Source organism: Microbacterium sp. (genome assembly GCF_035556355.1).
Taxonomy (GTDB): domain Bacteria; phylum Actinomycetota; class Actinomycetes; order Actinomycetales; family Microbacteriaceae; genus Microbacterium.
Genome location: NZ_DATMFG010000013.1, coordinates 43119 through 68103 on the forward strand (window position 1 = coordinate 43119; position 24985 = coordinate 68103).

Consider the following 24985-nt stretch of genomic DNA (forward strand, 5'->3'; position numbering starts at 1 on the left):
CCGTGCAGGCGCCGCGGGGCATCGCGTGAACCTCGATAGGCTCGGGCCATGGCGATCCCCCGACAGCTTCCGAACACGATCACGATCGTGCGGATCCTGCTCGCACCGCTCTTCCTGTGGATGCTCCTCGCCGACGGAGGCGCCGACGGTGCGCTCCGCTGGTGGGCGGCGGCGCTGTTCATCGTCGCGATCGCGACCGACGGCGTCGACGGATACCTCGCCCGCAAGCATCACATCGTCACCGACCTCGGCAAGCTGCTCGATCCGATCGCCGACAAGGTGCTCACGGGCTTCGCGTTCATCGGGCTCTCCATCCTCGGCGAGCTGCCGTGGTGGGTCACGATCATCGTGCTCGTGCGCGAAGTGGGCATCACGGTCTACCGCTTCATCGTCGTGAGCGACCACGTGCTGGCGGCCGCGTGGATGGGCAAGCTCAAGACGGTCGCGCAGGCCGTCGCCCTCTCTCTCGCGCTGCTGCCGCTGTGGACGGTCGTCGGGGAGTGGACCCTCTGGGTCAACATCGTCACGATGTGGATCGCCGTCATCCTCACGATCGCGAGCGGCATCGACTACGTGGTGACCGAGGTGCGGGGCGCCCGCAGGAACAGGGCGTCGTCGTGAGCGAGCCCGACGAGGTGGCTCGCGCGCTCGTGGCGGCGCTCGGTTCGAGAGGCTGGTCGCTCGCGATCGCAGAGTCGCTCACGGGCGGGCTCGTCGTGGCGACGATCGTGTCGGTACCGGGTGCTTCGGCAGTGCTGCGCGGGGGAGTCGTCGCGTATGCCACCGACCTCAAGCGTTCGCTCCTCGGGGTGGACGCCGACCTGCTCGCGCGGCGCGGCGCGGTCGATCCCGACGTCGCGCTACAGATGGCGCAGGGCGTGCGCGTGACGGCCGGGCGCGATGGTGTCTCCGCCGACGTGGGCATCGCCACGACGGGCGTCGCCGGCCCCGACCCGCAGGACGGGCAGGCCGTCGGGACGGTGTACGTCGCGGTCTCCACGCCCGTCGAAACGCGCGTGGAGGGGCTCGCCCTCGAGGGCGGTCGCGCCGAGATCCGGTCGGCGGCGGTGCGGCATGCGCTGCGCCTGGCACGCGATTGCGTGGAGGGTGCGGATGCCTCGGGAGAGGCATCCGTGTGATTGCACAATGCGGGAACAACTCGTGTTGCGTGTCGGTTACATTCGGCGATTCCCACCCTTTCCACAGCGCGCGGGATTAGATTGAGTCCAGTCGCTGTTGTACTGTTGTCCACCCGGACACGGTGGGATCCGATGTGAGGAGGGGCCGGACATGATCCTTGTACGTCACGAGATCGGCGAAGTCCTGCGTGATTTCCGCCAGCAGAAGGGCCGTACCCTCCGTCAGGTCGCGAGCCGCGCAAGCGTCGCGCTCGGATACCTCAGCGAGGTCGAGCGGGGTCAGAAGGAGGCGTCGAGCGAGATCCTCGCGTCGGTCGCCGAAGCACTCGATGTCCCCATCTCGACGATCATGCGCGAAGTCGGCGATCGCATCTCGGTCCTCGAGGGCCTGCAGACCTTCCCCGACGTGGTGCCCGACGACCTGATGGCAGAGGTCGGTCCCGAGCTGTCGCTGCGCTGAGACCTCCATCGAGCAGGCCCACGATCAGCCGGGGAGTGTCATGCGCTTGAGCGAGTTCGAGCGCGCCGTCCAACACGAGTTCGGTCCCCGGGCGGGGGCGATCCTCTCCGACCTCGTCCTGACGGGCGTGGGCAATCGCACCGCGAATCAGGCGCTCGAGGCCGGCGTTCCGGCGCGCGACGTGTGGCTCGCCGTATGCGAGGAGATGGACGTGCCGCCCGAGCGCCGCTACGGCGTCGGACGGCTCGAGCCGAAGCGCCGCTGATCTCAGACCTCCGTCGACCGCCCACCGGTGTTCCTCCGGTGGGCGGTCGCTTTTCGCGGGGTCGGGCGCGGCGTGTCGGATCGAAGATCCGTTCGATGTGAGCGTAGGCTCCTGCACAGCTGGTGTCGATCGGGCGTCTGTCCACGGGTCGGGAGGAGCGTGAGCCGCATGTCGGAAGCCCTCCCTAGCGTGGGACCCGTCCAAGACACCACACGCCTTGTCGCAGCATCGAGTCCACCCCGGGCAGAGCGCGACAGCCTACAGGCGACGGACCGCGACCAGAAGGAGCATGCGATGCCATCACCCGCCGACCGCGAGAAGGCCCTCGAATCGGCCCTCGCGCAGATCGATCGGCAGTTCGGAAAGGGCTCGGTCATGCGACTGGGCAGCGACGAACGTGCTCCGGTCGAGGTCATCCCCACCGGCTCGATCGCCCTCGACGTCGCCCTCGGCGTCGGCGGGCTTCCGCGCGGCCGGATCATCGAGATCTACGGACCCGAGTCGTCCGGTAAGACGACGCTCACGCTTCACGCGATCGCCAACGTCCAGCGTGCCGGCGGCATCGCGGCGTTCATCGACGCGGAGCACGCACTCGACCCCGACTACGCACAGAAGCTGGGCGTCGACATCGACCAGCTGCTCGTGTCGCAGCCCGACACCGGTGAGCAGGCGCTCGAGATCGCCGACATGCTCGTGCGGTCGGGTGCGATCGACCTCGTCGTGATCGACTCGGTCGCCGCGCTCGTGCCGAAGGCCGAGATCGAGGGCGAGATGGGCGACTCCCACGTCGGCCTCCAGGCGCGACTCATGTCGCAGGCGCTCCGCAAGCTCACCGGTGGTCTCAACCAGACCAAGACGACGGCGATCTTCATCAACCAGCTGCGTGAGAAGATCGGCGTGTTCTTCGGCTCGCCCGAGACGACCGCGGGCGGTAAGGCGCTCAAGTTCTACGCGTCGGTGCGACTCGACATCCGCCGCATCGAGACCCTGAAGGACGGGTCGGATGCCGTCGGAAACCGCACTCGCGTCAAGGTCGTCAAGAACAAGATGGCCCCGCCGTTCAAGCAGGCGGAGTTCGACATCCTGTTCGGATCCGGCATCTCGCGCGAAGGCAGCCTCATCGACTTCGGCGTCGAGCACGGCATCGTCAAGAAGTCCGGCGCGTGGTACACGTACGACGGCGAGCAGCTCGGGCAGGGCAAGGAGAACGCCCGCAACTTCCTGCTCAAGAACGAAGACGTCGCGGCCGAGATCGAGACGAAGATCAAGGCGAAGCTGGGCATCGGCGCGGTCAAGGGTGCCGTCGAAGCGCCCGTCGACGACCTGGCGGCACGCCGCCCGGCCTGATGGTCCGATTCGCAGACGAAGGGGGCGAGCACGCCTCGGCCGAGACCGAGCGCGGGCTCGCCCCCGTCATCCCTCTGTTCGGCGGGGGCACCACGGCCCGCGTACCCGAGCTTGCGCCGGAGACCGAGGTCGTCGACGCCGGAACGGATGCCGTGTGGCACCCGACGTGGGTGAGCAGCCGCTCCGACGAGTACGCGCCAGCCGACGACGACTCCGGTGAAGATCGCCCCGCGGCATCCGAACTCGCCGAGAAGCTGCTGCTGAAGAGGCTTCGCACGCGGTCGCTCTCGGTCTCGGAGGCACGATCGTTCCTGCGTGAACACGAGCTCGACCCCGCATCGGCAGACCTCGTCTTGAGCAGGATGATCGAGTTCGGCTACCTCGATGACACGGCGCTCGCCGAACAGCTCGTCCATACTGCGGTCGATCGCAAGGGGCAGGGCAGGCAGGTGATCGCGCAGACCCTCGTGAAGCGGGGCATCCCGCGCGAGATCGCCGACGAGGTGCTCTCGACGTTGCCCGACGACGACCTCGATCGCGCACTCAAGTTCGCACGTGCGAAAGCGCGCAGCATGAGCGCGCTCGACCGCGACACGGCCCTGCGCCGACTCGCTGGTCAGCTCGCCCGGCGCGGCTACCCGGCGAACGTCGCGCTCACCGCCGCGAAGCAGGCGCTCGACGAGAGCGGCGGTTCGTCGGGCGTGCGGTTCCGCTGACGATCGCCGGGGCATCCGACCGCGGTCGCCGGGACGCCCGACGGGCCGACCTCCCAGCGCCGGCTCGTAGAATGACGCCATCATGACCTCCCCTTCTTCCACGCCGACGCTCATCGCGCCGTCGTCCGCGGCGGTGGGCGCCGACGGCCGCGTGCGCACGTACGAAGTCCGCACCTTCGGCTGTCAGATGAACGTGCACGACTCCGAGCGACTCTCCGGGTCGCTCGAGAGTGCGGGGTATGTCCGCGCCGGCGCCGGCGAAGAGGCCGACATCGTCGTGATCAACACGTGCGCGGTGCGTGACAATGCGGCCGGCAAGCTCTACGGCACCCTCGGGCATCTGAAGTCCCGCAAGGACCGTCACGAGGGCATGCAGATCGCCGTCGGCGGCTGCCTCGCACAGATGGACAAGCAGGCCGTGCTCGAGAAGGCCCCGTGGGTCGACGTCGTGTTCGGCACGCACAACATGGGCTCTCTCCCTACCTTGCTCGAGCGCGCGCGACACAACGGCGAGGCCGAGCTCGAGATCCTCGAGTCGCTCGAGGTGTTCCCTTCGACGCTCCCCACCAAGCGCGACAGCGTCTACAGCGGCTGGGTGTCGATCTCGGTCGGCTGCAACAACACGTGCACGTTCTGCATCGTCCCGAGCCTGCGTGGCAAGGAGAAGGACCGTCGCCCGGGCGACATCCTCAACGAGATCCGACTCCTCGTCGAGGACGGTGCGATCGAGGTCACGCTCCTCGGCCAGAACGTCAACTCGTACGGCGTCGAGTTCGGCGATCGCCAGGCTTTCGGCAAGCTCCTCCGCGCCGCCGGCGAGATCGAAGGACTTGAGCGCATCCGCTTCACAAGCCCTCATCCGGCCGCATTCACCGACGACGTGATCGACGCGATGGCCGAGACGCCCGCCGTCATGCCGCAGCTTCACATGCCGCTCCAATCGGGGAGCGACCGCATCCTGCGGGCGATGCGCCGCTCCTACCGCAGTGACCGGTTCCTGGGCATCCTCGATCGGGTGCGGGCGAAGATGCCGGACGCCGCGATCTCGACCGACATCATCGTCGGCTTCCCCGGCGAGACCGACGAGGACTTCGAAGACACGATGCGCGTCGTCGAGCAGGCGCGCTTCGCCAGCGCGTTCACGTTCCAATACTCGATCCGCGAGGGCACGCCCGCGGCCACGATGCCCGACCAGGTGCCGAAGGCTGTCGTGCAGGAGCGCTACGACCGACTCATCGCGCTGCAGGAGCGCATCTCGCTCGAGGAGAACCAGAAGCAGCTCGGCCGCACCCTCGAGGTGCTCGTCTCGACCGGCGAGGGCAAGAAGGACGCCGAGACGCACCGCCTCACCGGACGCGCCGAAGACAACCGTCTCGTTCACTTCGAGGTTCCCGAGGGCTCGCCCACGCCTCGTCCGGGTGATGTCGTGAGCGTCACCGTCACGCACGCGGCGCCGTTCCACCTGCTCGCCGACGCACCCGACGGCGCGCCGCTGCGCATCCGCCGTACGCGAGCAGGCGACGCGTGGGACCGTTCGCAGGCGGAGTCCTGCGTTGTGCCCGCACCGGCCGGTGAGCCCGGAGCCCCGCGACCCGTGTCGCTCGGCCTCCCGACCCTCCGCATCGGGGTCTGACCACCTGCCCCCATCGCGCGACGGCGTTCGCGCTACCGTTTCGTGCGAGCGCGCCCGATCGCAAGGGGCGCGGATGAAGGAATCGACAGCGCGAATGTCCCCGAGCAGCGAACCCACCCTGTGGGCGGTCGTCGGCGCGACCGGCACCGGCAAGACCGCGCTCTCGCTCGACCTCGCGGAGGCGCTCGCGGCGCGCGGGCGCCCGGCCGAGATCGTCAACGCCGACGCGATGCAGCTGTACCGCGGCATGGACATCGGCACGGCGAAGCTTCCGGAGGGGGACAGGCGCGGCATCCGTCATCACCTCCTCGACGTCCTCGACGTCACAGACGAAGCCGCCGTCGCGTGGTACCAGGAAGCGGCACGAGCCGCGATCCACGACATCCACGGGCGCGGTGCGGACGCGATCCTCGTGGGCGGGTCGGGGCTGTACGTGTCGAGCGTCCTGTTCGACTTCCGCTTCCCGCCGCACGACGACGAACTCCGCGCGAAGCTCGAAGCGGAGCTCGCCGAGCACGGCCCGGGGGTGCTCTTCGCCCGTCTGCGCGAACTCGACCCGCGCACGGCCGAGCGGATCGACCCGCGCAACGGCCGCCGGATCGTGCGCGCGCTCGAAGTGCTCGCGCAGGGCGAGGCGACGCACGGCGCCGCGCTTCCCGACGAGCCGGTGCTGTGGCATCCGTCGACCCGCATCATCGGCGTGCAGGCGCCGCGCGACGAGCTCGTGATCCGGCTCGACGCGCGCGTGGAGCGCATGTGGGCGGACGGTCTCGTCGACGAGGTCTCGCGGCTGCGGGAGCAGGGGCTCGAACACGGCGTCACCGCGCGACGCGCGATCGGGTACGCGCAGGCGCTCGCACAGTTGAAGGGCGAGGCCACTGAGGCGGAGGCCATCGCCGAGACGCAGGCCCTCACACGGCGCTATGCGCGCAGGCAGGTGTCGTGGTTCCGCAGGTACGCGGGCGTGCTGTGGACGGACTCCGGGGCGGATGCCGCGACCCTGGCAGAGTGGGCTGAATGAGCCTGCGCGTCCGCCCCTTCGAGCGTCCCGACACCGAGTGCGTCATCGCTCTGTGGCGCGCCGCGGGCCTCACACGTGCGTGGAACGACCCCCGCAAAGACATCGAGCGCAAGCTGCAGGTGCAACCCGAGCTCTTCCTTGTCGCGATCGACGGCGACGCCGTCGTCGGATCTGTCATGGCGGGCTACGACGGGCACCGCGGGTGGCTGTACTACCTCGCGAGCGACCCGGCGCGTCGCGGGGAGGGCATCGGACGCTTGCTCGTCACGGAGGCGGAACGGCGGCTCGAGGAGCTCGGATGCCCCAAGGTGCAGCTCATGGTGCGACCGGACAACATCGCGGCGCGAGGGTTCTACGACGCGCTCGGCTACGAGTCGTTCGACATCTGGGCGACCGGCAAGCGGCTCATCGCCGACGCGTGACGACCCGACTCTAGGATTGAGGAATGCCGCTCATCCCGTTCACGAAGGGCCACGGCACCGGCAACGACTTCGTCATCGTCGCCGATCCCGAAGGCGACCTCGATCTCAGCGACGACCAGGTGGCGGCGCTGTGCGATCGTCGGTTCGGGATCGGCGCGGACGGCATCCTGCGCGTCGTGCGCTCCTCGGCGATCCAGGAGGGCGCGGCGACGCCCGAGGCGGAGTGGTTCATGGACTACCGCAACGCCGACGGCTCGAAGGCCGAGATGTGCGGCAACGGCGTGCGCGTGTTCGCGCGCTACCTGCTCCAGGCCGGGTACGCATCGCTTCCCGACGGCGGGACGCTTCCCATCGGCACGCGGGCCGGCGTCAAGACGGTCACGACGGCGCCCAACGGCTTCGAGGTCGACCTGGGTGCGTGGCGGACGGATGCCGACGCGCTCGTGCGCGCTCGCGGACTCGACGTCGCGCGCCCAGGGCAGGGCATCGACGTCGGCAACCCGCACATCGTCGTCGCGCTCGGCTCGACACGCGAGCTCGACGGACTCGACCTCACCGTTCAGCCGCTGCTCGACCCGCAGCCGCCGCACGGCGCGAACATCGAGTTCGTCGTTCCGAGCGATCCGCTCGTGCGGGACGGGGTCGGATCAATTCGCATGCGCGTGTTCGAGCGCGGTGTCGGCGAGACGCTCAGCTGCGGGACCGGCGTCGCCGCGGCGGCGCTCGCGGTGCGCCACTGGGCGGGGGAGGCCGCGCCCGACCGGTGGACGGTCGATGTGCCGGGGGGAACGCTCGGCGTGCGGGTGCGCCGCGACGCCGACGGGGAGCACGTATTGCTCTCGGGGCCCGCCACGCTCGTGTTCTCGGGCGAGGTCTCGCTGGCCTGAGGCATCCGGGTCGGGGTGTGCGCGCTTCGTCTCGACCGGTCGCGTCCTCGCTCAGCGATCGGGAGAACCGTCAGGGGACGTCGATCGGCTCCGTCGGCGGCGTGCCGTGGCGCCGCACGCGGATGACCCGGAACCCTCGGCCGGTGGCGGCGCGATGCACGCTGTACTCCTTGTCGAAGGTCGCCGCCAGCCACCGCTGCAGCGAATCCGACCCGAGGTTGCGCTGCACGACGAGCCACGCGTCGCTGCGTTCGGCCAACCGCGGGATCCAACGCTCGAGCAGCCCGTGCAGTTGGTTCTTGCCGACGCGGATGGGCGGATTCGACCGGATCGTGCGGAACGCGATGTCGTCGGGAACATCGTCGGGCAGCACGGCGTTGACATTCTCGAGTCCGAGGGACTCCGCATTGCGCCGCACGAGGTCGAGAGCCCGCTCGTTGACATCGACGGCCCACACCGTGGCGTGAGGCGACTGCAGGGCGAGGCTCAGAGCGATCGGGCCCCAACCGCACCCCAAGTCCAGAAAGTCACCGCCGGGCGGCGCCGGCGGCGTGTTCGCGAGGAGCACACCCGTCCCGGAGTCGATGTGATCGGGGCTGAACACGCCCGCGGCGGTCGTCACCTCGACGTCACGACCGGCGAGAGCGACCCGGATGCGTCGCAGATTCTCAGCGCTCGCCGGCGACGCACTGAAGTAGTGATCGCTCGACATGGGAGCGAGCGTACCGGGTAGGCCCCAGCAGCGGCGAAGCGAGGCTCCGCGGGGATTGCCCCGCAACCTCATCGGCGTAGAGTTTACGGATGCCTCGGCAGAGGCCCCACGAGAGGAACGAATGACCGACACCACGACATCCCGAAGCACCGAAGAGACCCTCGTCGACCCCGTCGACAGGGTGCTCTCGCGCGCCGACGCGCGGTCCGGGGTTCGTGTCTTCGGCGCGGCGCAGGCTCTTCAGGACGAGACTACGGTCGCGCAGGTCGACACCGACGGCGACCAGTGGGATCGCGAGGAGCGAGCGGCGCTGCGTCGCGTGCCCGGTCTTTCGACCGAACTCGAAGACGTCACCGAGGTCGAGTACCGGCAGCTGCGTCTCGAGAACGTCGTCCTGGTGGGCGTGCACCCGCAGGGCGCGCAGGAGGATGCCGAGAACTCGCTGCGCGAGCTCGCGGCCCTCGCCGAGACAGCCGGCGCGGTGGTGCTCGACGGCGTGCTGCAGCGGCGGCCGCATCCGGATCCCGCCACCTACGTCGGCCGGGGCAAGGCCCACGAGCTGCGCGACATCGTCGCCGCTGTCGGAGCCGACACCGTGATCGCCGACACCGAGCTCGCGCCCAGCCAGCGCCGCGCGCTCGAAGACGTCGTGAAGGTCAAGGTCATCGACCGCACGACGGTGATCCTCGACATCTTCAGCCAGCACGCGAAGAGCCGCGAGGGCAAGGCGCAGGTCGAGCTGGCGCAGCTCGAGTACCTGCTGCCGCGACTGCGCGGTTGGGGTGAGTCGATGAGCCGCCAGGCGGGTGGCCAGGTCGGCGCGGGCGGTGCGGGCATGGGCTCGCGCGGGCCCGGTGAGACGAAGATCGAGCTCGATCGCCGCCGCATCCGGACCCGCATGGCGCAGCTGCGCCGGCAGATCCGCGATTTCGCCCCCGCCCGCGAGGCGAAGCGCGCCGAGCGCAAGCGCAACACCGTGCCATCGGTCGCGATCGCCGGATACACCAACGCCGGCAAGTCGTCGCTGCTGAACCGGCTGACGAGCGCGGGTGTGCTCGTGGAGAACGCGCTGTTCGCGACGCTCGATGCGACTGTGCGTCGCTCCGAGACGTCCGACGGTCGCGTGTACACGCTGACCGACACGGTCGGTTTCGTGCGCAACCTGCCGCACCAGCTCGTCGAGGCCTTCCGTTCAACACTCGAGGAGGTCGGCGAAGCCGACGTGATCCTCCATGTCGTCGACGGTTCGCACCCCGACCCGGCCGCGCAGCTCGCGACCGTACGGGACGTCATCGGCGACGTGGGCGCGCGCGATCTCCCCGAACTCGTCGTGTTCAACAAGGCCGACCTCGTCGACGACGACACGCGGATGCTGCTCCGAGGCCTCGAGCCGAAGGCGCTCTTCGTGTCGTCGCGCACCGGTGAGGGCATCGCCGAGCTGCGCGCCGCGATCGAGGACGCGCTGCCCCTGCCCGAGGTCGAGGTGCACGCGCTCGTGCCGTACGACCGTGGCGACCTCGTGTCGGCCGTGCACGAGCAGGGCATCATCCTGTCGCAGGACCACGAGGAGGAGGGCACGCTCCTGCACGCGCGGGTGGGACGACACCTGGCTTCGAGACTGGCGCCGTACGCCCGAGCCTGACGGCCCGCCGATCGGCATCACCGCCGCGAAGCGTGCGCGGTCGGCGATGGCCCTCGTGCCAGTCGCTGAGCGCGCGCGGGCCCGTCACTCCAGCTCGAGGCGCTCGACGCCGGGCGGGTCGAACCCGAACACCTGACCGAGGAAGCTGAGCTCCGCTTCGAGCGTGCGCACGATCGTCTCGGAGCGCCGGAACCCGTGCCCCTCGTTCTCGAACGGCAGGTACGCGTGCGGCACTCCCTTGCGTGCGAGCGCGTTCCGCAGCGCCTCGGACTGCGCCGGGGGCACGACGCGGTCCTCCAGCCCCTGCTCGATGAGCAGCGGTGTCGTCAGCCGGTCGAGGTGCGACAGCGGGGAGCGCTGGACGTAGAGCTCCTCTGCCTCGGGAAGCGGGCCGACCATGCCGTCGAGGTACCGCGATTCGAAGTCATGCGTGTCGCGCGCGAGCGCGCGCAGATCGGCGACGCCGTAACGGCTGATGCCCGCCGAGAAGACGTCGCTGCGGTAGAGCGCGCACAGCACGGTCCAGCCGCCGGCCGATCCGCCCGCGATCGCGAGACGGTCGGGGTCGGCGAGACCCGCGTCGGCGAGCCCGCGTACGGCAGCGACGACGTCATCGACGTCGACGACACCCCACTGGCCGAGGAGCCGCTCGCGGTACGCGCGGCCGTAGCCCGTCGATCCGCCGTAGTTGACGTCGAGCACGCCGATCCCGCGACTGGTCCAGTAGGCGATCTTGGCGGATGCCGCGCCCCCGACGTGCGACGTCGGACCGCCGTGGACGAACACGATGTACGGCGGCTTCTCGCCGGCCGGCGCGGTGTGGTCGGGGTTCGTCGGCGGGTAAGCGAATGCGTGCACGGGTCCGTGCGGACCTTCGTACGTGACCGGCAGCGCGCGCGGCGACCACTGCGAACCCCACGGCGCGCTGCCCCCGCTCACCGTCACGACCTCGCCGGGGGCGTCGGCGTCGACGATCCACAGCCCGGTCGGCGCATCCGTTCCCGCACCCGACACCAGCACGCGCGAGCCCGACGCGTGCTCGACGCTCACCCCCGCGGTCGCGGGGCAGGGGAGTGGGGTGGCCTCACCCGACTCGAGGTCGATCGCGACGAGCTCGTCGGCGCCGTTCGTGCGCACCGCCACGACGCGGCCGCCGTCGACGAGCGCGTACCAGCGGGTCCCGAGGGTCCACAGCGGCCCACCCGTGTCGGCGTCGGCGGGCGACACCGGGCGGTGGTCGAGGTCGGCGGACAGTCGCATGCGCCACAGGTTCCACCGGCCGGTCGGGTCGTCGACGTAGAGCAGGTCCTCCGCGTCGAGCCACACCGGCTGGAGCGGGGCGGTCGCGGCATCCGGAGACACCGTCGCCCACTCCGCGACCGTGCCGTCTTCGATGCGGCCCACGCGCAGCTCGGTGCGGTCCCACGGCATCGCCGGGTGGTCCCACGCGATCCACGCGAGGTGATTGCCGCCCGGAGACAGCGCCGGCTGCGCGAGGAAGTCGCTGTCGTCGACGAGATCGGTGACTTCGGGCTCGTCGTCCAGCGAGATGGCGACGAGGTCGCGGCGCGGGCGGCGGCGACCGTTGTGGTCCTCGCGGACGGCGAGGAGCCGCCCCTCCTGCCACGAGAGGGCGCCGTAGCGCGTGTCGCCCGCGGCGGGCGTGAGGGGGCGCGGCGGCTCACCGGGCGCCAGCAGCCACACGCGCTGATCCTCCTTCTCGACGAACGCGAGGCGTCCGTCGTCGACCGCGGTCCAGGCGCCGCCGCCGTACTCGTGCACGCGCGAGCGCGCATTCCACGGCGCGGGCAGCACCTCTTCGACATCTCCCGACGCGAGGCGCCTGCGCACGGTCGTGCGGCCGCCTTCGGACGGGACGGTCTCGCCCCACCACACCTCCTCGGCACCGCTGCGGGCGCCGACGAACTGAGCCCCCTCGATGCGCGGAGACGCGGCGGCCACCGACTCGGCGGTGATCGGGGATGGCCAGGTTCCATAGGGCAGCTCGGCGGTCACTCCTCAACGCTAGCCGTGCGCGTCGGCGGTCGCATTCGCGGAACGTGACGAAACACGCGGCAATACGCCGACACATCCCGGCGAGGAGGTGCGCACCGCGGCTATCGTGCTCGCACATGCCCGGCGCCGACCGGGCAGGGAGCGACAGCCGAGCCCGGCACCCGCCCGCCGAGATCCACATGCCCGAGACGGCATGTGCGAGACCCGCGGCCACCAGGCCACTGAAACCGTCCCTGTCCGAGAGACCGCCATGACCGTCAGCTCGCGTCGCTTCGCCGAACGCCCCGGCGCTGTGCCGTTCTCCTTCGAGGTCTATCCGCCGCGAACACCGGATGCCACGGCCGCCCTGCACGAGTCGGTCGAGCGCCTCGCCGACGCGGGGCCCCGCTTCATCTCGGTGACGTTCGGGGCAGGCGGCTCGACGGGCGGCCGCTCGCTCGAGCTGCTGCGGCACATCCGCGAGTCGACGGACGTCGAGCCGCTCGCGCACCTCACGTGCGTCGGCCACACGACTGCACGCGCGGAGGCGCTCGTGCGCGAGTTCCTCGACGCCGGCATCGACCGCTTCCTCGCCCTGCGGGGCGACCCTCCCGCCGGCCTCGGCGAGGACGACGTGTTCCGCGGTGAGCTCACGCGCGCGGCCGACCTCGTGCGGCTCATCCGCCGTGTGCGCGCGGAGCGCGGCATCCACGACGGACCCGGCGCACCCGACATCGCGGTCGCGGCGTTCCCCAATGGGCACCCGCGGGCGCGTCATGCGCATCACGACGTCGACGTCCTCCTTGAGAAGCAGGCCGCGGGCGCGACGTTCGCGATCACGCAGGTCGTGTTCCGCGCCGACGACCACCTCGCGTTCGCGGAGCGGGCGCGGCGCGCGGGCGTCCACATCCCGATCGTGCCCGGCATCATGCCCGTCACGTCCCCCGCGCGCCTGCGCCGCGTGCTCGAGCTCACGGGCGAGCGGGAGCCGACCGACCTCGCGCTCGACCTCGAGCTCGCTCCCGACGCGGACGCCCGCCGCGAGGTCGGCGTCGCCCACGCGGCACGGCTGGCGCGCGCGCTGCTCGCGGGCGGCGCATCCGGCATCCACCTCTACGCCTTCAACGTCCACGACACGGTGCTCGCGGTGCTCCGCGAGGCCGGCATCCCCACCCACGAGAAGGAGACCGCACGATGACCGCATTCCCCTCCGGGACGATCCTCGGCTATCCCCGCATCGGACGCCGTCGCGAGCTCAAGCGCGCGCTCGAGGCGCACTGGGCCGGAGATCTCGACGACGCGGAGCTCGAGGTCCGCACCGCCGAGCTTCGCCGCGCGACACGCGGGCGGCTCGCCCAGCTCGGCCTCGGCCGCGACGACTCGTCGATCCCCGAGTCGTTCTCCCTCTACGACCCCGTGCTCGACGCGGCGCTCGCGATCGGCGCGCTGCCCGCACGCTTCGACGCGCTGCGCGAGCCCGACGGCTCGATCGGACTCGCCGCCACCTTCGCCGCCGCGCGCGGTTCGGGCGACCAGCCGCCGCTCGAGCTGACGAAGTGGTTCGACACGAACTACCACTACCTCGTGCCCGAGATCGGTCCCGAGACGGTGTTCGCGCCGTCGTCCGAGCGCCTCGTGCGGCAGTTCGCCGAGGCCCGGGAAGACGGGTTCGTGACGCGGCCCGTGCTCATGGGTCCGGTGACGCTCCTCGCGCTGTCGAAGGCGACGGATGCCGCGGCCCTACGCCCCGGGGGCGCGCACGCCCCCGCCTTCCGACCGCTCGACCGACTCGAGTCCGTGGTCGGTGCGTACATCAGCCTGCTCGCCGACCTCCGTGAGGCGGGAGTGGAGTGGGTGCAGCTCGACGAGCCGGCGCTCGTGAGCGAGACCCTGCCCGTGTCCGCCGCCGAGCTCGCGGCCGCGGCATCCGCCGCCTATCGCGCGCTCGGGAGCGTCAGGCGCCGCCCGTCGATCCTCGTCGCCGCGCCGTACGGGCAGCTCGGCGACGACGCGTGGCGCGCGCTCGCCGCCGCTCCGATCGAGGCGCTCGCGCTCGACCTCGTGCGCGGCGTCGTGCCGCTGCCGACGTCGGGGCTCGAGGGCAAGACCCTCGTGGGCGGCGTCGTCGACGGCCGCAACGTGTGGCGCGGCGACCTGGCGGCCGCGTGGTCGTCGCTCGAGGCGCTGCGCGGACTGGGTGCACCGGTGGCCGTGGGCACCTCGACGTCGTTGCAGCACGTGCCCCACGACGTCGCCGAAGAGACGGAGCTCGATCCGCGGCTTGTGTCGTGGCTCGCGTTCGCCGATCAGAAGGTCGGCGAGGTGACGACGCTCGCGCGCGGCCTCGCCGAAGGTCGCTCCGCGATCGAGTCGGCGCTCGCCGAGGCATCCGCCGCCCTCGCCGACCGCCGCGATGCGCGCGGCGTGCGCGTCGAGGCGGTGCGTACGCGCGTCGCCGGACTCTCAGAGGACGCGTTCCGACGCACCGATGCCGCGCGGCGCCGTGCCCTGCAGGAGGGCGAGCTCCACCTGCCGTTGCTGCCGACCACCACGATCGGGTCGTTTCCGCAGACGGCCGAGATCCGCCGCCTGCGCGGACGCCGCGACCGCGGCGAGTTGAGCCAGGCGGAGTACGAGGAGCTGCTGCGGCTCGAGATCACGACGATCGTGGGACTGCAGGAGGAGCTCGGTCTCGATGTGCTCGTGCACGGCGAGCCCGAGCGCAACGACATGGTGCAGTACTTCGCCGAGCACCTCGAGGGCTTCGCGGTGACGCGGCACGGCTGGGTGCAGTCGTACGGCTCGCGCGTGACCCGTCCGTCCATCCTGTGGGGCGACGTGACGCGACCCGCGCCCATCACGGTCGAATGGTCGCGCTTCGCGCAGGCGCTCACCGACAAGCCTGTGAAGGGCATGCTGACGGGCCCGGTGACGATCCTCGCGTGGTCGTTCGTGCGTGACGACCAGCCGCTGCGCGACACCGCGAACCAGGTCGCGCTCGCGCTGCGGGACGAGATCCGGGACCTCGAGGCGGCCGGCATCCGGATCGTCCAGGTCGACGAGCCGGCGCTGCGAGAGCTGCTGCCGCTGACGCGCGCGGCCCAGCCCGCCTACCTCGACTGGTCGGTGCGCGCGTTCCGGCTCGCGACCGGGGGAGCGGCCGACGCGACCCAGGTGCACACCCATCTCTGCTACTCGGAGTTCGCCGACGTCATCGACGCGATCGCGGCGCTCGACGCCGACGTCACGTCGATCGAGGCGGCACGCAGCCGCGGCGAGCTGCTCGTCGATCTCGGCGAATCCGGGTTCGAGCGCGGAATCGGGCCGGGCGTGTACGATATCCACTCGCCGCGCGTGCCCTCCGTTGCCGAGCTCGTGGGGCTCATCGAGCGCATCCTCGCGCACATGCCGCTGTCGCAGGTGTGGGTCAACCCCGACTGCGGCCTCAAGACGCGCGCCTATCGCGAGACCGTGCTCTCGCTGCAGAACCTCGTCGAGGCGACACGGCTCGTGCGCGAGCGCGCGGGGATCGCCGGCCCCGTGAGGGTCAGCGGGTAGCGGGCGACTCGACCCGTTCGGAGGCGTCGGTGAAGTCGTCGACGGCGGATGCCGCGGCTGCGGCCGTGGCATCCGCTGATCGGACTTCGTCGGCGATCGTCCCCGTTGCGTCGGAATCGCGCTGCACGAGCTCGGCGATGAGCCACACGACGAGTGCGAGCACGACCGTGAGGACGATGTCGCCGACCGACAGCGGCCTGAGCGCGAAGAGGAGCACGATCGCAAGCACGAGGATCACGATGCGCACCAGCAGGCGCTGCCGGTGCATCCAATCCCCGAAGGCGCCGGTGTCGAAGCCCCAGCGGCGCAATCCAGTGCGCGCACGGCCCGTGAGCGAGGCCGCGAGGGCGCGGACCCGCTCAGCCGGCTCCCACCGGCCTCCGAGCCAGGCCGCGATCGCGATGACGATGCCGAGGACGGTCGCGACGATCGCGGTGTCGCGCATGGCGCCCGTCACGGCGAAGAAGATCGAGTCGGTCGTCGTGGGTGCGACGCCGAGAGTCGACGCGTTCAGCGAGAGGATCGCGCGGGCGGTGCCGAGCACGATAACGAGGACGACTCCTCCGGCGGCGAGGGCGACCCCCGTGCCGAGGAGCGCCGTCGAACGCCGGCGCGCGACGAGGATGCCGGCCACGAACAGCGCGACCGCGATGAGTGGGAGCCACCAGCCGACCGTGACGGCGATGTTGTAGATCGCGATGACGAGCGGAAGCGCGTCGGACTGCGCGATCACGATCGTGCGGTCGACGGGAGGAATCGCCTCGGCGAGGCCGATCCCGCGGTCGACGAGCCGTTGCCTGAGCTCATCGACGATCGGGCCGAGCTGGATCCCGAGAACGCCCGCCCGGTCGATCGTCACCACGCCCGAGCCGTCGCCGGTCGCCGCCGCGACGAGCGAGCGGTGGCTTGCGATGAGCGCGCGCTGCCACACCTCGGCGAAAACGTCCGACTCGACGACCCGCGTGACCGTGTTCTCGATGAGGTTCTGCAGCCCCGAGGCAGCCGGCCTGCGCAGCAGCTCGAGGGCGCGCAGCGCCGCGGGCGGAAGGTCGAGCCGCGCGAGGCCGTCGAACAGGTCGTCGGTGAACGACTCGACGTCGAGCGACTCGTTGATCGCCGCGGTCGACTGCTGGATGACGAGTTCCTGCACGCCGGGATCATCGGCGAGCGGCGCGAACGTCTGCACGAAGGCCGCCTCGTCGACGAGCTGTGCGCGAGTCCACGTCGACACGATCGTGACCGGTACAAGGATGCCGGCGATCACGATGCACAGGGCCGAGACGATCGCGCGCCATCCGTTGCGGCGGCGGGGTGGGGCGGTGTCGGATGCCGGTTCGACGGACGCGGTGTGCATGGCGAGAAGCCGCTCGTTCTCGCGGCGGAGCTCTTCGATTTGCGCGCGCAGGTCGTCGACGTCGGATGCCATCGTCCTACCCACCTCTCGGCCTGCCGCGCCGTGTCGCTCGGCCACCTCGCTCGGCGGACCGCGTCCGGAGCGTGGGCGCGGCCGACGAGGCTCACACTAGCGGTGGCGGCACGGGCGCGCAGGGGCATCGCCCGGGGCGGGTGAGACCTCGGCGGTGGGTGTCAGATCGCCCGCAGCACCGCGACGACCTTGCCGAGCACGACGGCTTCGTCGCCGAGGATGGGCTCGAACGCCGAGTTGCGGGGGAGCAGCCACGTGTGGCCGTCGCGGCGGCGGAACGTCTTGACGGTGGCCTCGCCGTCGAGCATCGCGGCCACGATGTCGCCGTTCTCGGCGGTGTTCTGCGAGCGGACGACGACCCAGTCGCCGTCGCAGATCGCCGCGTCGATCATCGAGTCGCCGCTGACCTTGAGCATGAACAGGTCGCCCTTGCCGACCAGCTGGCGGGGGAGCGGGAAGATCTCTTCGATCTGCTGATCGGCCGTGATGGGCACACCCGCCGCGATGCGGCCGACGAGTGGCACGAGCGCGGCATCACCCACCGGGGGTGCGACGTCGGCCGGGTTCTCGGCGGCGGTGCCGGGCAGGTCGATGAGGACTTCGAGTGCGCGGGTCTTGCCGGCGTCGCGACGCAGGTAGCCGCTCAGCTCGAGCTGATTGAGCTGGTGCGTCACGCTCGACAGCGACTTCAAGCCCACCGCGTCGCCGATCTCGCGCATGCTCGGCGGGTAGCCGTGGCGGGCGATCGAGCGCTGGATCACCTCGAGGATCGCGAGCTGCTTTTCGCTCAGGCTCTTGCGGCGGCGCGTCTGGGGCTTGTCTCGCCCGATGCTCGCGTCGGTCATCTTCGTGCTCCTGTCTCACGCGCTCGGCCTGCATGGCGGGTGTAGCGGTATTCGAATGTCGGAGCCCTGTGGTGGGGTGCTCTTGTCGAAACCGTATCCGGTTGCGACGGGTTCGTCGGACACCCGGCGGGCGTGTCGTCTTTCGAACGATCCGGCTTCGACGCCGCACTTGACACACTACAGCATCGAAGATACGTTCGGTACAGAGATTCGTATCCGGCTCTCCCGGCCGAGTGCCGGATGCGAATCTCCCCCCCACCGCACAGGAGGCCCCCATGAGCGCGATCACCGTTCCCGCACCCGCAGCTCCCGTCACGCGCCTGCGCCTGACGGTCCGCGGTCGCCGGGTCCTCGCCGCTCTCGCAGCGCTCCCGGCGGTCATCGCCCTCTCGGTCGCGATCATCGGCGGCGGCTCCGCGCTCGCGTCGCGCGAAGACGGGGTTCCCGCCGGCGGTTTCGTGACGGTGACGGTCGAGCCCGGCGACACGCTGTGGGCGATCGCCGAAGAGGTCGCGCCGGCGGCCGACCCGCGCGACGTGGTCGACGCGATCGTCCGGCTCAACGCGCTCGAGGGCGTGACCATCGCAGCCGGGCAGGAGATCGCGATCCCGGCGCAGTACGCGCCGACTTCTCCCTGACGCGCGCGCTCTACGATGGGACGGGTGACCGCCACCCTCGATGACCTCCCGCTACGTGACGACCTCCGTGGCCAGAAGCCGTACGGCGCGCCGCAGGCGCCGCTTCCTGTCGCGTTGAACGTCAACGAGAACACGCATCCCGTCCCGCAAGAGGTCGCAGACGACATCCTCGACTCTGTCGCCCGTGCTCTGCGCGACGTCAACCGGTACCCCGATCGCGAGTTCACCGCGCTGCGCGAGGCGTTCGCCGACTACCTCGGGCACGGGCTCACGCGCGACCAGATCTGGGCCGCGAACGGCTCGAACGAGGTGCTGCAGCACATCCTGCAGGCGTTCGGCGGTCCCGGGCGCACGGCGTTCAGCTTCGCCCCGACGTACTCGATGTATCCGATCATCACGCGCGGCACGGGCGCCACGTGGACGGCCGGCACGCGCGGCCACGACTTCACCCTCGACCCCGCCGACGCGGCATCCCAGGTCGAGGCGGCCGCGCCCGACGTCGTCTTCCTGTGCGCACCCAACAACCCCACGGGCACGCCACTCCCGCTCGACGTCGTCGAGGCGGTGTACGACGCCACCGACGGCATCGTCATCGTCGACGAGGCGTACCAGGAGTTCGCGCCGCGAGAGGAGCGGTCCGCCCTGACACTCCTGCCCGGGCGCGAGCGGCTCGTCGTCTCCCGCACGATGAGCAAGGCTTTCGCCTTCGCGGGCGCCCGCGTGGGCTACCTCGCCGCCGATCCCGCGTTCATCGACGCGCTGCGCCTCGTGCGCCTCCCATATCACCTCAGCGCCCTCACGCAGGCGGCCGCGACCGCCGCCCTCCACCACGCTCCGACGATGCTCCGCATGGTCGACGAGATCGTCGCGCAGCGCGACCGCATCTCAGCCACCGTGGAGGCGCTCGGCTATCGTCCGTACGAGTCGTGGACGAACTTCGTGCTCTTCGACGGCGTCGAAGACAGCGCCGCGACGTGGCACGCGCTGTACGAGCGCGGCATCCTCGTGCGCGACGTCGGAATCCCGCATCACCTGCGCGTGACGGCCGGAACCGAGGAGGAGACGACCGCGTTCCTCGATGCCCTGGCCTCGGTAGGATCGGCGTCATGACCGACGCAGCACACCGCACCGCCTCGCTGCGTCGCGCGACGAGCGAGTCGACCGTCGAGCTCGAGCTCGACCTCGACGGCACCGGGCGCAGCCGCATCGACACGACCGTCCCGTTCTTCGACCACATGCTGACGGCGTTCGCCAAGCACTCGCTCACCGACCTCACGGTGCGCGCGTCGGGCGACACCGAGATCGACGCGCACCACACCGTCGAGGACGTCTCGATCGTGCTGGGCCAGGCGATCCGGCAGGCGCTCGGCGACAAGTCCGGCATCACGCGGTACGGCGACGCGCTCGTGCCGCTCGACGAGGCACTCGCGCAGGCCGTGGTCGACATCAGCGGTCGGCCGTATCTCGTGCACAGCGGCGAGCCGGCGGGCTTCGAGTTCCACCTCATCGGCGGGCACTTCACGGGCTCGCTCGTGCGCCACGCGTTCGAGGCGATCGCGTTCAACGCCGCGCTCACCGTGCACGTGACGGTGCTCGGCGGGCGCGACCCGCACCACATCGCCGAGGCCGAGTTCAAGGCGTTCGCGCGCGCATTCCGCCAGGCGAAGGCGCTCGACCCGCACGTGGAGGGCATCCCGAGCACGAAGGGCGCGCTGTGACCGATCGGCCCCTGGTCGCGGTCCTCGATTACGGCTCGGGCAACGTCCACTCCGCCGTCAAGGCTCTGCAGGCGGCGGGGGCGGATGCCCGGCTGACGTCCGACCGCGGACTCATCCTCGACGCCGACGGCCTCGTCGTCCCCGGCGTCGGCGCGTTCCAGGCGGTCATGGAGGCGCTCCGCGCGCAGCGCGGCGATGAGCTCATCGGCCGCCGACTGGCGGGCGGACGGCCCGTGCTCGGCATCTGCGTCGGCATGCAGGTGCTGTTCGAGCACGGCGTCGAGCGGGGCGCGGACACGGAGGGAATGGGCGAGTGGCCCGGTGCCGTGACCGAGCTCGACGCCCCCGTGCTGCCGCACATGGGGTGGGACACGGTCGACGCGGGCGCGGGCTCGCGCCTGTTCGACGGCATCGAGAACGAGCGGTTCTACTTCGTCCACTCCTTCGGCGCGCAGCACTGGCCGATGGAGCCGCAGACGCCGTTCCCGCAGCCCATCCTCACGTGGTGCTCGTACGGACGACAGCCGTTCCTCGCTGCGGTCGAGAACGGACCGCTGTCGGCGACGCAGTTCCATCCCGAGAAGTCGGGGGCGGCCGGCATCCGTCTCCTCTCCAATTGGATCGGCGGGCTCGGCGGGCGTAGCCTTTGACCTCGTGCCCACCGGGGGCGGCCGGTTCTCGCTCGCCCCGCACCCTTCCGCCGCACGAGGAGCCATGAACGATTTCGCGTCCACGCCCGAACTGATCCTGCTTCCCGCCGTCGACGTCGCCGACGGCAAGGCGGTGCGACTGACGCAGGGAGAGGCCGGCACCGAGTCGAGCTTCGGCGACCCCGTCGAGGCCGCCGAGGAGTGGGCGCGCCAGGGCGCGAAGTGGATCCACCTCGTCGACCTCGACGCGGCGTTCGGCCGCGGCAGCAACGCGAACGTGCTGCGCAAGGTCATCCGTCAGGTCAAGGGCGTGCAGGTCGAGCTCTCGGGCGGCATCCGCGACGACCGCTCGCTCGAGACCGCGCTCGAGATCGGCGCCGCGCGCATCAACCTCGGCACCGCGGCTCTCGAGAATCCGGAGTGGGCGGCCGACGTCATCAGCCGCTACGGCGAGGTGGTCGCGGTCGGTCTCGACGTGCGCGGCACGACGCTCGCGGCCCGCGGTTGGACGCGCGAGGGCGGCGACCTGTGGACGGTCCTCAAGCGACTCGAGGAGGCCGGCTGCAGCCGCTACGTCGTGACGGATGTCACGAAGGACGGCACTCTGCGCGGACCGAACCTCGACCTCCTGCGCGAGATCACGTCGCGCACCCCCAAGCCCATCGTCGCGTCGGGCGGCGTCGCCAGCCTCGACGACATCGCCGCGCTGCGCGACCTCGTGCCGCTCGGCGTCGAGGGGGCCATCATCGGGAAGGCGCTCTACACCGGCGCCTTCACCCTCACCGAGGCGCTGGATGTCGCCGGCGGTTGATCACCCGCACGAGGGCGACCATTCCCACGACGGCCACGCCCACGGGGGCGGGCACGCGCACGGCAACAGCGCCGATTCCGCCGGCGTTCCGTGGGAGGGCCGCAGCTTCCAGCCCAATCCGCACGCGGGCGACGACGGCTCCGCCGATCCGGCGCTGCTCGCCGCTCTCACGGCGTTCCGCGAGGGGACGGGCGACCAGGTCGCGATCATCGACGCGTTCCGCTCGGCGCGACTGCTGATCCCGCTGATCGCCCAGAAGGGCGACGAGGGGATCGGGCCCACCGGGCTCGCCGTCGACAAGACGCAGGAGCTGTCGATCGTGACGGTCGCGGCTCCCGACGGCCGTCGCGTGCTCCCCGTGTTCACGTCGGTCGAGACGATGATGCGGTGGGACGCGACGGCGCGCCCGGTGCCCGCCGACGGCGTGCGCGTGGCACTCGCGGCATCCGCCGATGACACCGACCTCGTCGTGATCGACCCCGGATCCGAGACCGAGTTCGTCATCCGACGCCCGGCCGTGTGGGCGATCGCGCAGGGGGAGAGGTGGGAGCCGGCGTTCACGTCGCCCGAGGTCTACACGGCACTGCAGGCGAGCATCGCCGGAGAACTCGCGGTGATCGACCTCTCGGTGCAGCCCGGCGACCCGACCGGTCGCCTGCGGGGGCAGGAGCTCATCGTGCGCCTTCACCTCATGGCGGGACTCACGCAGGAGGAGCTCGACGCCGTGCTGCAGCGCCTCGCGAAGCGCTGGGCGGCCGACGATCGCATCGCCGTGCTCGTCGACTCGCTCACGGTCAAACTCGTCCGCGCCTGACCCGCGGCGCGCGAACGCACTCCCGTCCACCCGCTGCGAAGCGGCCCCTTGCGCACAGGTCGGCGGGGGCGAAGGATCGGCACCCATGGGGCGGATCGACGACGAGCGCCGCGCCGCGCTCGAGGCGGCACACCGTCATGCGCTCGACGGCGTGCGGGATCGGCTCGGGTCCGACCTCCCCGACGAAGGACCACGCCGAAGCGGTGCGGCGCACGGTCGACGCGGTCGAGCGGGGCCTCGCGGCCGTCGCGGCTAGGTGACGGGGCCCGTCCACTTCTCGCCGGGGCCCTTGCCGATCGGGTCGGGGATGACGGATGCCTCGCGGAACGCGAGCTGGAGAGACCGAAGCCCGTCGCGCAGCGAGCGCGCGTGCATGTCGCTGATCTCGGGGGCGCCCGCGGTGATGAGACCGGCGAGCGCGTTGATGAGCTTGCGGGCCTCGTCGAGGTCGAGCTGCGACGCCGGGTCGTCGGCGAGGCCGACCTTGACCGCTGCGGCGCTCATGAGGTGCACGGCGGTCGTCGTGATGACCTCGACGGCCGGTACGTCGGCGATGTCGCGTGTGGCGGATGCCGCGGCGGCCCGCTCCTGCTCCTCCCAGCGTGCGAGGCGCTCGGCGTCGGTGGTCTGGTCGGTCGGCCGGGCATTGTCGCCGGCATCCGGAATCGTGCTCACGTGCCACTCTCTGATAGACTTTGCCGGGCTCCGGAGTGATCTGCTCCGGAACGAAAGAGGATCACATCCCACCCGCGCTTGCCGCTCCAGGCTACCGGGTCACGCGCTCCGCCCCGTCCGCACGGCGTACGGGGTAGTCCCGATCTGGGATCAGGGTGCAGCAAGCAGGTGCTTCGGCGCCTCGCCGGGTGGAGTGAGACTCTTCGCCCGCGACACACCCGTGTCGCGGTGCCATCCATCCGCACGAAGAGGAGTTCCGCATCAGCGATCCCCGCACCAACGAGCGCATCCGTGTGCCCGAGGTCCGACTCGTCGGTCCGAACGGCGAGCAGGTCGGCATCGTCCGCATCGAGGTTGCGCAGCGTCTGGCTCAGGAGGCGGATCTCGACCTGGTCGAGGTCGCCCCGAACTCGAGGCCTCCCGTGGTCAAGATCATGGACTATGGCAAGTACAAGTACGAGGCCGCGCAGAAGGCGAAGGAAGCACGCCGCAACCAGGCCAACACCGTCCTCAAGGAGGTCCGGTTCCGCCTGAAGATCGAGCCGCACGACTATGAGACCAAGCGCAAGCGCGCCGAAGGGTTCCTCAAGGCGGGCGACAAGGTCAAGGCGATGATCCTGTTCCGCGGTCGCGAGCAGTCGCGTCCCGAGCAGGGTGTGCGCCTGCTGCGCAAGTTCGCCGAAGACGTGGCCGAGTTCGGCACGGTCGAGTCCAACCCGACCATCGACGGCCGCAACATGGTGATGGTGATCGCCCCGCACAAGAACAAGTCCGAGGCGAAGGCGGAGCAGAACGCGCAGCGCGCGGCGAACCGCGAGGCGGCCCGTTCGGCCCGCACCGGCGCCGGCGACGCGCCCGCCGAGGGTGAGAGCGAGAGCTAGCACCCTCCCCACGATCTCCCGCACGACGCGGGATCCGACTCCCGCCGCTGCGGGATGCCACACGAAGCCCGTACGGGCGAAATCGATAAGGAACGAAGATGCCGAAGCAGAAGACCCACTCGGGCGCCAAGAAGCGCTTCAAGGTCACCGGCAGCGGAAAGCTCATGAAGCAGCAGGCGAACCTTCGCCACAACTTCGAGGGCAAGCCCACGCGCCGCACCCGCCGCCTCTCGCAGGACCAGGTGCTCGCCAAGGGCGACGCGAAGGTCGCGAAGAAGCTTCTCGGCCGCTGACGCGGCCTGCGCACGAATAGGAACGAAACGAAATGGCTAGAGTCAAGCGGGCCGTCAACGCCCACAAGAAGCGTCGCGTCATCCTCGAGCGCGCCTCGGGCTACCGGGGTCAGCGTTCGCGCCTGTACCGCAAGGCGAAGGAGCAGGTCACCCACTCGCTCGTCTACGCGTACCGCGACCGCCGCAAGCGCAAGGGCGACTTCCGTCGTCTGTGGATCCAGCGCATCAACGCCGCCGCGCGCCAGAACGGCATCACGTACAACCGCTTCATCCAGGGCCTCGGCCTCGCAGGTGTGCAGGTCGACCGTCGCATGCTCGCCGAGCTCGCGGTGAACGAGCCCAAGACGTTCGCGTCGCTCGTCGAGACCGCGAAGAAGGCGCTGCCGTCGGACGTCAACGCTCCGAAGAGCGCCTGACGCCGCATCCGGTTGTCGAAG

General features: G+C 70.8%; 27 protein-coding genes. 22 read left to right on the forward strand and 5 right to left on the reverse strand.

Features of this window, described 5'->3' with window-relative positions:
- The first annotated feature begins 48 nt into the window (after positions 1 to 48).
- The 10 genes from pgsA to dapF all read left to right on the forward strand — a co-directional run bounded on the left by pgsA (position 49) and on the right by dapF (position 7890).
- Complete coding sequence (pgsA, locus tag VNR19_RS02450; protein ID WP_325723540.1) at positions 49 to 621, forward strand: CDP-diacylglycerol--glycerol-3-phosphate 3-phosphatidyltransferase; 573 nt, start codon at positions 49 to 51, stop codon at positions 619 to 621.
- Positions 618 to 1139, forward strand: a complete 522-nt coding sequence (locus VNR19_RS02455; protein ID WP_325723542.1) for a CinA family protein — start codon at positions 618 to 620, stop codon at positions 1137 to 1139. Before pgsA ends, VNR19_RS02455 begins: the two co-directional genes overlap by 4 nt.
- Before the next feature lie 151 nt (positions 1140 to 1290).
- Positions 1291 to 1599, forward strand: coding sequence for a helix-turn-helix domain-containing protein (locus VNR19_RS02460; protein ID WP_325032870.1), 309 nt, complete (start codon positions 1291 to 1293; stop codon positions 1597 to 1599).
- Between the two features lie 40 nt (positions 1600 to 1639).
- The gene (locus VNR19_RS02465) at positions 1640 to 1864 is read left to right on the forward strand and encodes a DUF3046 domain-containing protein (RefSeq protein ID WP_325723544.1); all 225 of its coding nucleotides are present in this window, start codon (positions 1640 to 1642) and stop codon (positions 1862 to 1864) included.
- Between the two features lie 294 nt (positions 1865 to 2158).
- Positions 2159 to 3211: a recombinase RecA gene (gene recA / locus VNR19_RS02470; RefSeq protein ID WP_325723546.1), complete on the forward strand. Its 1053-nt coding sequence runs from the start codon at positions 2159 to 2161 to the stop codon at positions 3209 to 3211.
- A complete protein-coding gene (locus VNR19_RS02475) occupies positions 3211 to 3927 on the forward strand; it encodes a regulatory protein RecX (RefSeq protein WP_325723548.1) in 717 nt (238 codons plus the stop codon). Before recA ends, VNR19_RS02475 begins: the two co-directional genes overlap by 1 nt.
- An 82-nt stretch (positions 3928 to 4009) precedes the next feature.
- Positions 4010 to 5560: a tRNA (N6-isopentenyl adenosine(37)-C2)-methylthiotransferase MiaB gene (gene miaB, locus VNR19_RS02480; RefSeq protein ID WP_325723550.1), complete on the forward strand. Its 1551-nt coding sequence runs from the start codon at positions 4010 to 4012 to the stop codon at positions 5558 to 5560.
- Positions 5561 to 5654: 94 nt separating this feature from the next.
- Complete coding sequence (gene miaA / locus VNR19_RS02485; protein ID WP_325723553.1) at positions 5655 to 6581, forward strand: tRNA (adenosine(37)-N6)-dimethylallyltransferase MiaA; 927 nt, start codon at positions 5655 to 5657, stop codon at positions 6579 to 6581.
- Entirely contained in the window at positions 6578 to 7003 is a 426-nt protein-coding gene (locus tag VNR19_RS02490) for a GNAT family acetyltransferase (RefSeq protein ID WP_325723555.1), read from the forward strand. The genes miaA and VNR19_RS02490 overlap by 4 nt, the downstream gene beginning before the upstream one ends.
- Before the next feature lie 23 nt (positions 7004 to 7026).
- On the forward strand, positions 7027 to 7890 hold the full coding sequence (dapF, locus tag VNR19_RS02495; protein WP_325723557.1) for a diaminopimelate epimerase: 864 nt from the start codon (positions 7027 to 7029) through the stop codon (positions 7888 to 7890).
- Between the two features lie 70 nt (positions 7891 to 7960).
- On the opposite strand, the gene VNR19_RS02500 is transcribed toward dapF, so the two are convergent.
- Positions 7961 to 8602 (reverse strand): class I SAM-dependent methyltransferase, encoded by a 642-nt coding sequence (locus tag VNR19_RS02500; protein WP_325723559.1) that lies wholly within the window; start codon positions 8600 to 8602, stop codon positions 7961 to 7963.
- 121 nt (positions 8603 to 8723) lie between these two features.
- Between VNR19_RS02500 and hflX the strand changes: the two genes are divergently transcribed.
- Complete coding sequence (gene hflX, locus VNR19_RS02505; protein ID WP_325723561.1) at positions 8724 to 10244, forward strand: GTPase HflX; 1521 nt, start codon at positions 8724 to 8726, stop codon at positions 10242 to 10244.
- Between the two features lie 84 nt (positions 10245 to 10328).
- Here hflX and VNR19_RS02510 read toward each other — a convergent pair whose 3' ends face one another.
- Positions 10329 to 12260: a S9 family peptidase gene (locus tag VNR19_RS02510; protein ID WP_325723563.1), complete on the reverse strand. Its 1932-nt coding sequence runs from the start codon at positions 12258 to 12260 to the stop codon at positions 10329 to 10331.
- A gap of 250 nt (positions 12261 to 12510) precedes the next feature.
- Between VNR19_RS02510 and VNR19_RS02515 the strand changes: the two genes are divergently transcribed.
- The gene (locus tag VNR19_RS02515) at positions 12511 to 13437 is read left to right on the forward strand and encodes a methylenetetrahydrofolate reductase (protein ID WP_325723565.1); all 927 of its coding nucleotides are present in this window, start codon (positions 12511 to 12513) and stop codon (positions 13435 to 13437) included.
- Positions 13434 to 15797: a 5-methyltetrahydropteroyltriglutamate--homocysteine S-methyltransferase gene (gene metE, locus VNR19_RS02520; protein WP_325723567.1), complete on the forward strand. Its 2364-nt coding sequence runs from the start codon at positions 13434 to 13436 to the stop codon at positions 15795 to 15797. The genes VNR19_RS02515 and metE overlap by 4 nt, the downstream gene beginning before the upstream one ends.
- On the opposite strand, the gene VNR19_RS02525 is transcribed toward metE, so the two are convergent.
- Together VNR19_RS02525 and lexA are read right to left on the reverse strand one after the other, a co-directional pair.
- Complete coding sequence (locus tag VNR19_RS02525; protein ID WP_325723569.1) at positions 15787 to 17223, reverse strand: hypothetical protein; 1437 nt, start codon at positions 17221 to 17223, stop codon at positions 15787 to 15789. The two genes, metE and VNR19_RS02525, sit on opposite strands and share 11 nt — an antisense overlap.
- A 161-nt stretch (positions 17224 to 17384) precedes the next feature.
- Positions 17385 to 18068, reverse strand: a complete 684-nt coding sequence (gene lexA / locus VNR19_RS02530; RefSeq protein WP_325723571.1) for a transcriptional repressor LexA — start codon at positions 18066 to 18068, stop codon at positions 17385 to 17387.
- Positions 18069 to 18343: 275 nt separating this feature from the next.
- On the opposite strand from lexA, the gene VNR19_RS02535 reads away from it, so the two are divergent.
- From VNR19_RS02535 to VNR19_RS02560, 6 genes are all read left to right on the forward strand, one after another.
- Positions 18344 to 18706, forward strand: coding sequence for a LysM peptidoglycan-binding domain-containing protein (locus tag VNR19_RS02535; protein WP_325723573.1), 363 nt, complete (start codon positions 18344 to 18346; stop codon positions 18704 to 18706).
- A 15-nt stretch (positions 18707 to 18721) separates the two neighbouring features.
- A complete protein-coding gene (locus VNR19_RS02540) occupies positions 18722 to 19816 on the forward strand; it encodes a histidinol-phosphate transaminase (RefSeq protein WP_325723575.1) in 1095 nt (364 codons plus the stop codon).
- Positions 19813 to 20424, forward strand: a complete 612-nt coding sequence (gene hisB / locus VNR19_RS02545; protein WP_325723577.1) for an imidazoleglycerol-phosphate dehydratase HisB — start codon at positions 19813 to 19815, stop codon at positions 20422 to 20424. Before VNR19_RS02540 ends, hisB begins: the two co-directional genes overlap by 4 nt.
- A complete protein-coding gene (gene hisH / locus VNR19_RS02550; protein ID WP_325723579.1) occupies positions 20421 to 21074 on the forward strand; it encodes an imidazole glycerol phosphate synthase subunit HisH in 654 nt (217 codons plus the stop codon). The genes hisB and hisH overlap by 4 nt, the downstream gene beginning before the upstream one ends.
- A 64-nt stretch (positions 21075 to 21138) precedes the next feature.
- Positions 21139 to 21885, forward strand: a complete 747-nt coding sequence (gene priA / locus VNR19_RS02555; RefSeq protein ID WP_325723581.1) for a bifunctional 1-(5-phosphoribosyl)-5-((5-phosphoribosylamino)methylideneamino)imidazole-4-carboxamide isomerase/phosphoribosylanthranilate isomerase PriA — start codon at positions 21139 to 21141, stop codon at positions 21883 to 21885.
- On the forward strand, positions 21869 to 22699 hold the full coding sequence (locus VNR19_RS02560) for an SseB family protein (protein ID WP_325723583.1): 831 nt from the start codon (positions 21869 to 21871) through the stop codon (positions 22697 to 22699). The genes priA and VNR19_RS02560 overlap by 17 nt, the downstream gene beginning before the upstream one ends.
- 252 nt (positions 22700 to 22951) lie before the next feature.
- On the opposite strand, the gene VNR19_RS02565 is transcribed toward VNR19_RS02560, so the two are convergent.
- Positions 22952 to 23374 (reverse strand): DUF1844 domain-containing protein, encoded by a 423-nt coding sequence (locus VNR19_RS02565; protein WP_325723585.1) that lies wholly within the window; start codon positions 23372 to 23374, stop codon positions 22952 to 22954.
- Positions 23375 to 23667: 293 nt separating this feature from the next.
- Between VNR19_RS02565 and infC the strand changes: the two genes are divergently transcribed.
- The 3 genes from infC to rplT all read left to right on the forward strand — a co-directional run bounded on the left by infC (position 23668) and on the right by rplT (position 24964).
- Positions 23668 to 24255: a translation initiation factor IF-3 gene (infC, locus tag VNR19_RS02570; protein ID WP_414684113.1), complete on the forward strand. Its 588-nt coding sequence runs from the start codon at positions 23668 to 23670 to the stop codon at positions 24253 to 24255.
- A 98-nt stretch (positions 24256 to 24353) separates the two neighbouring features.
- The gene (rpmI, locus tag VNR19_RS02575) at positions 24354 to 24548 is read left to right on the forward strand and encodes a 50S ribosomal protein L35 (protein ID WP_179490915.1); all 195 of its coding nucleotides are present in this window, start codon (positions 24354 to 24356) and stop codon (positions 24546 to 24548) included.
- Positions 24549 to 24580: 32 nt separating this feature from the next.
- The gene (gene rplT, locus VNR19_RS02580; RefSeq protein ID WP_325033079.1) at positions 24581 to 24964 is read left to right on the forward strand and encodes a 50S ribosomal protein L20; all 384 of its coding nucleotides are present in this window, start codon (positions 24581 to 24583) and stop codon (positions 24962 to 24964) included.
- Positions 24965 to 24985 lie beyond the last annotated feature (21 nt).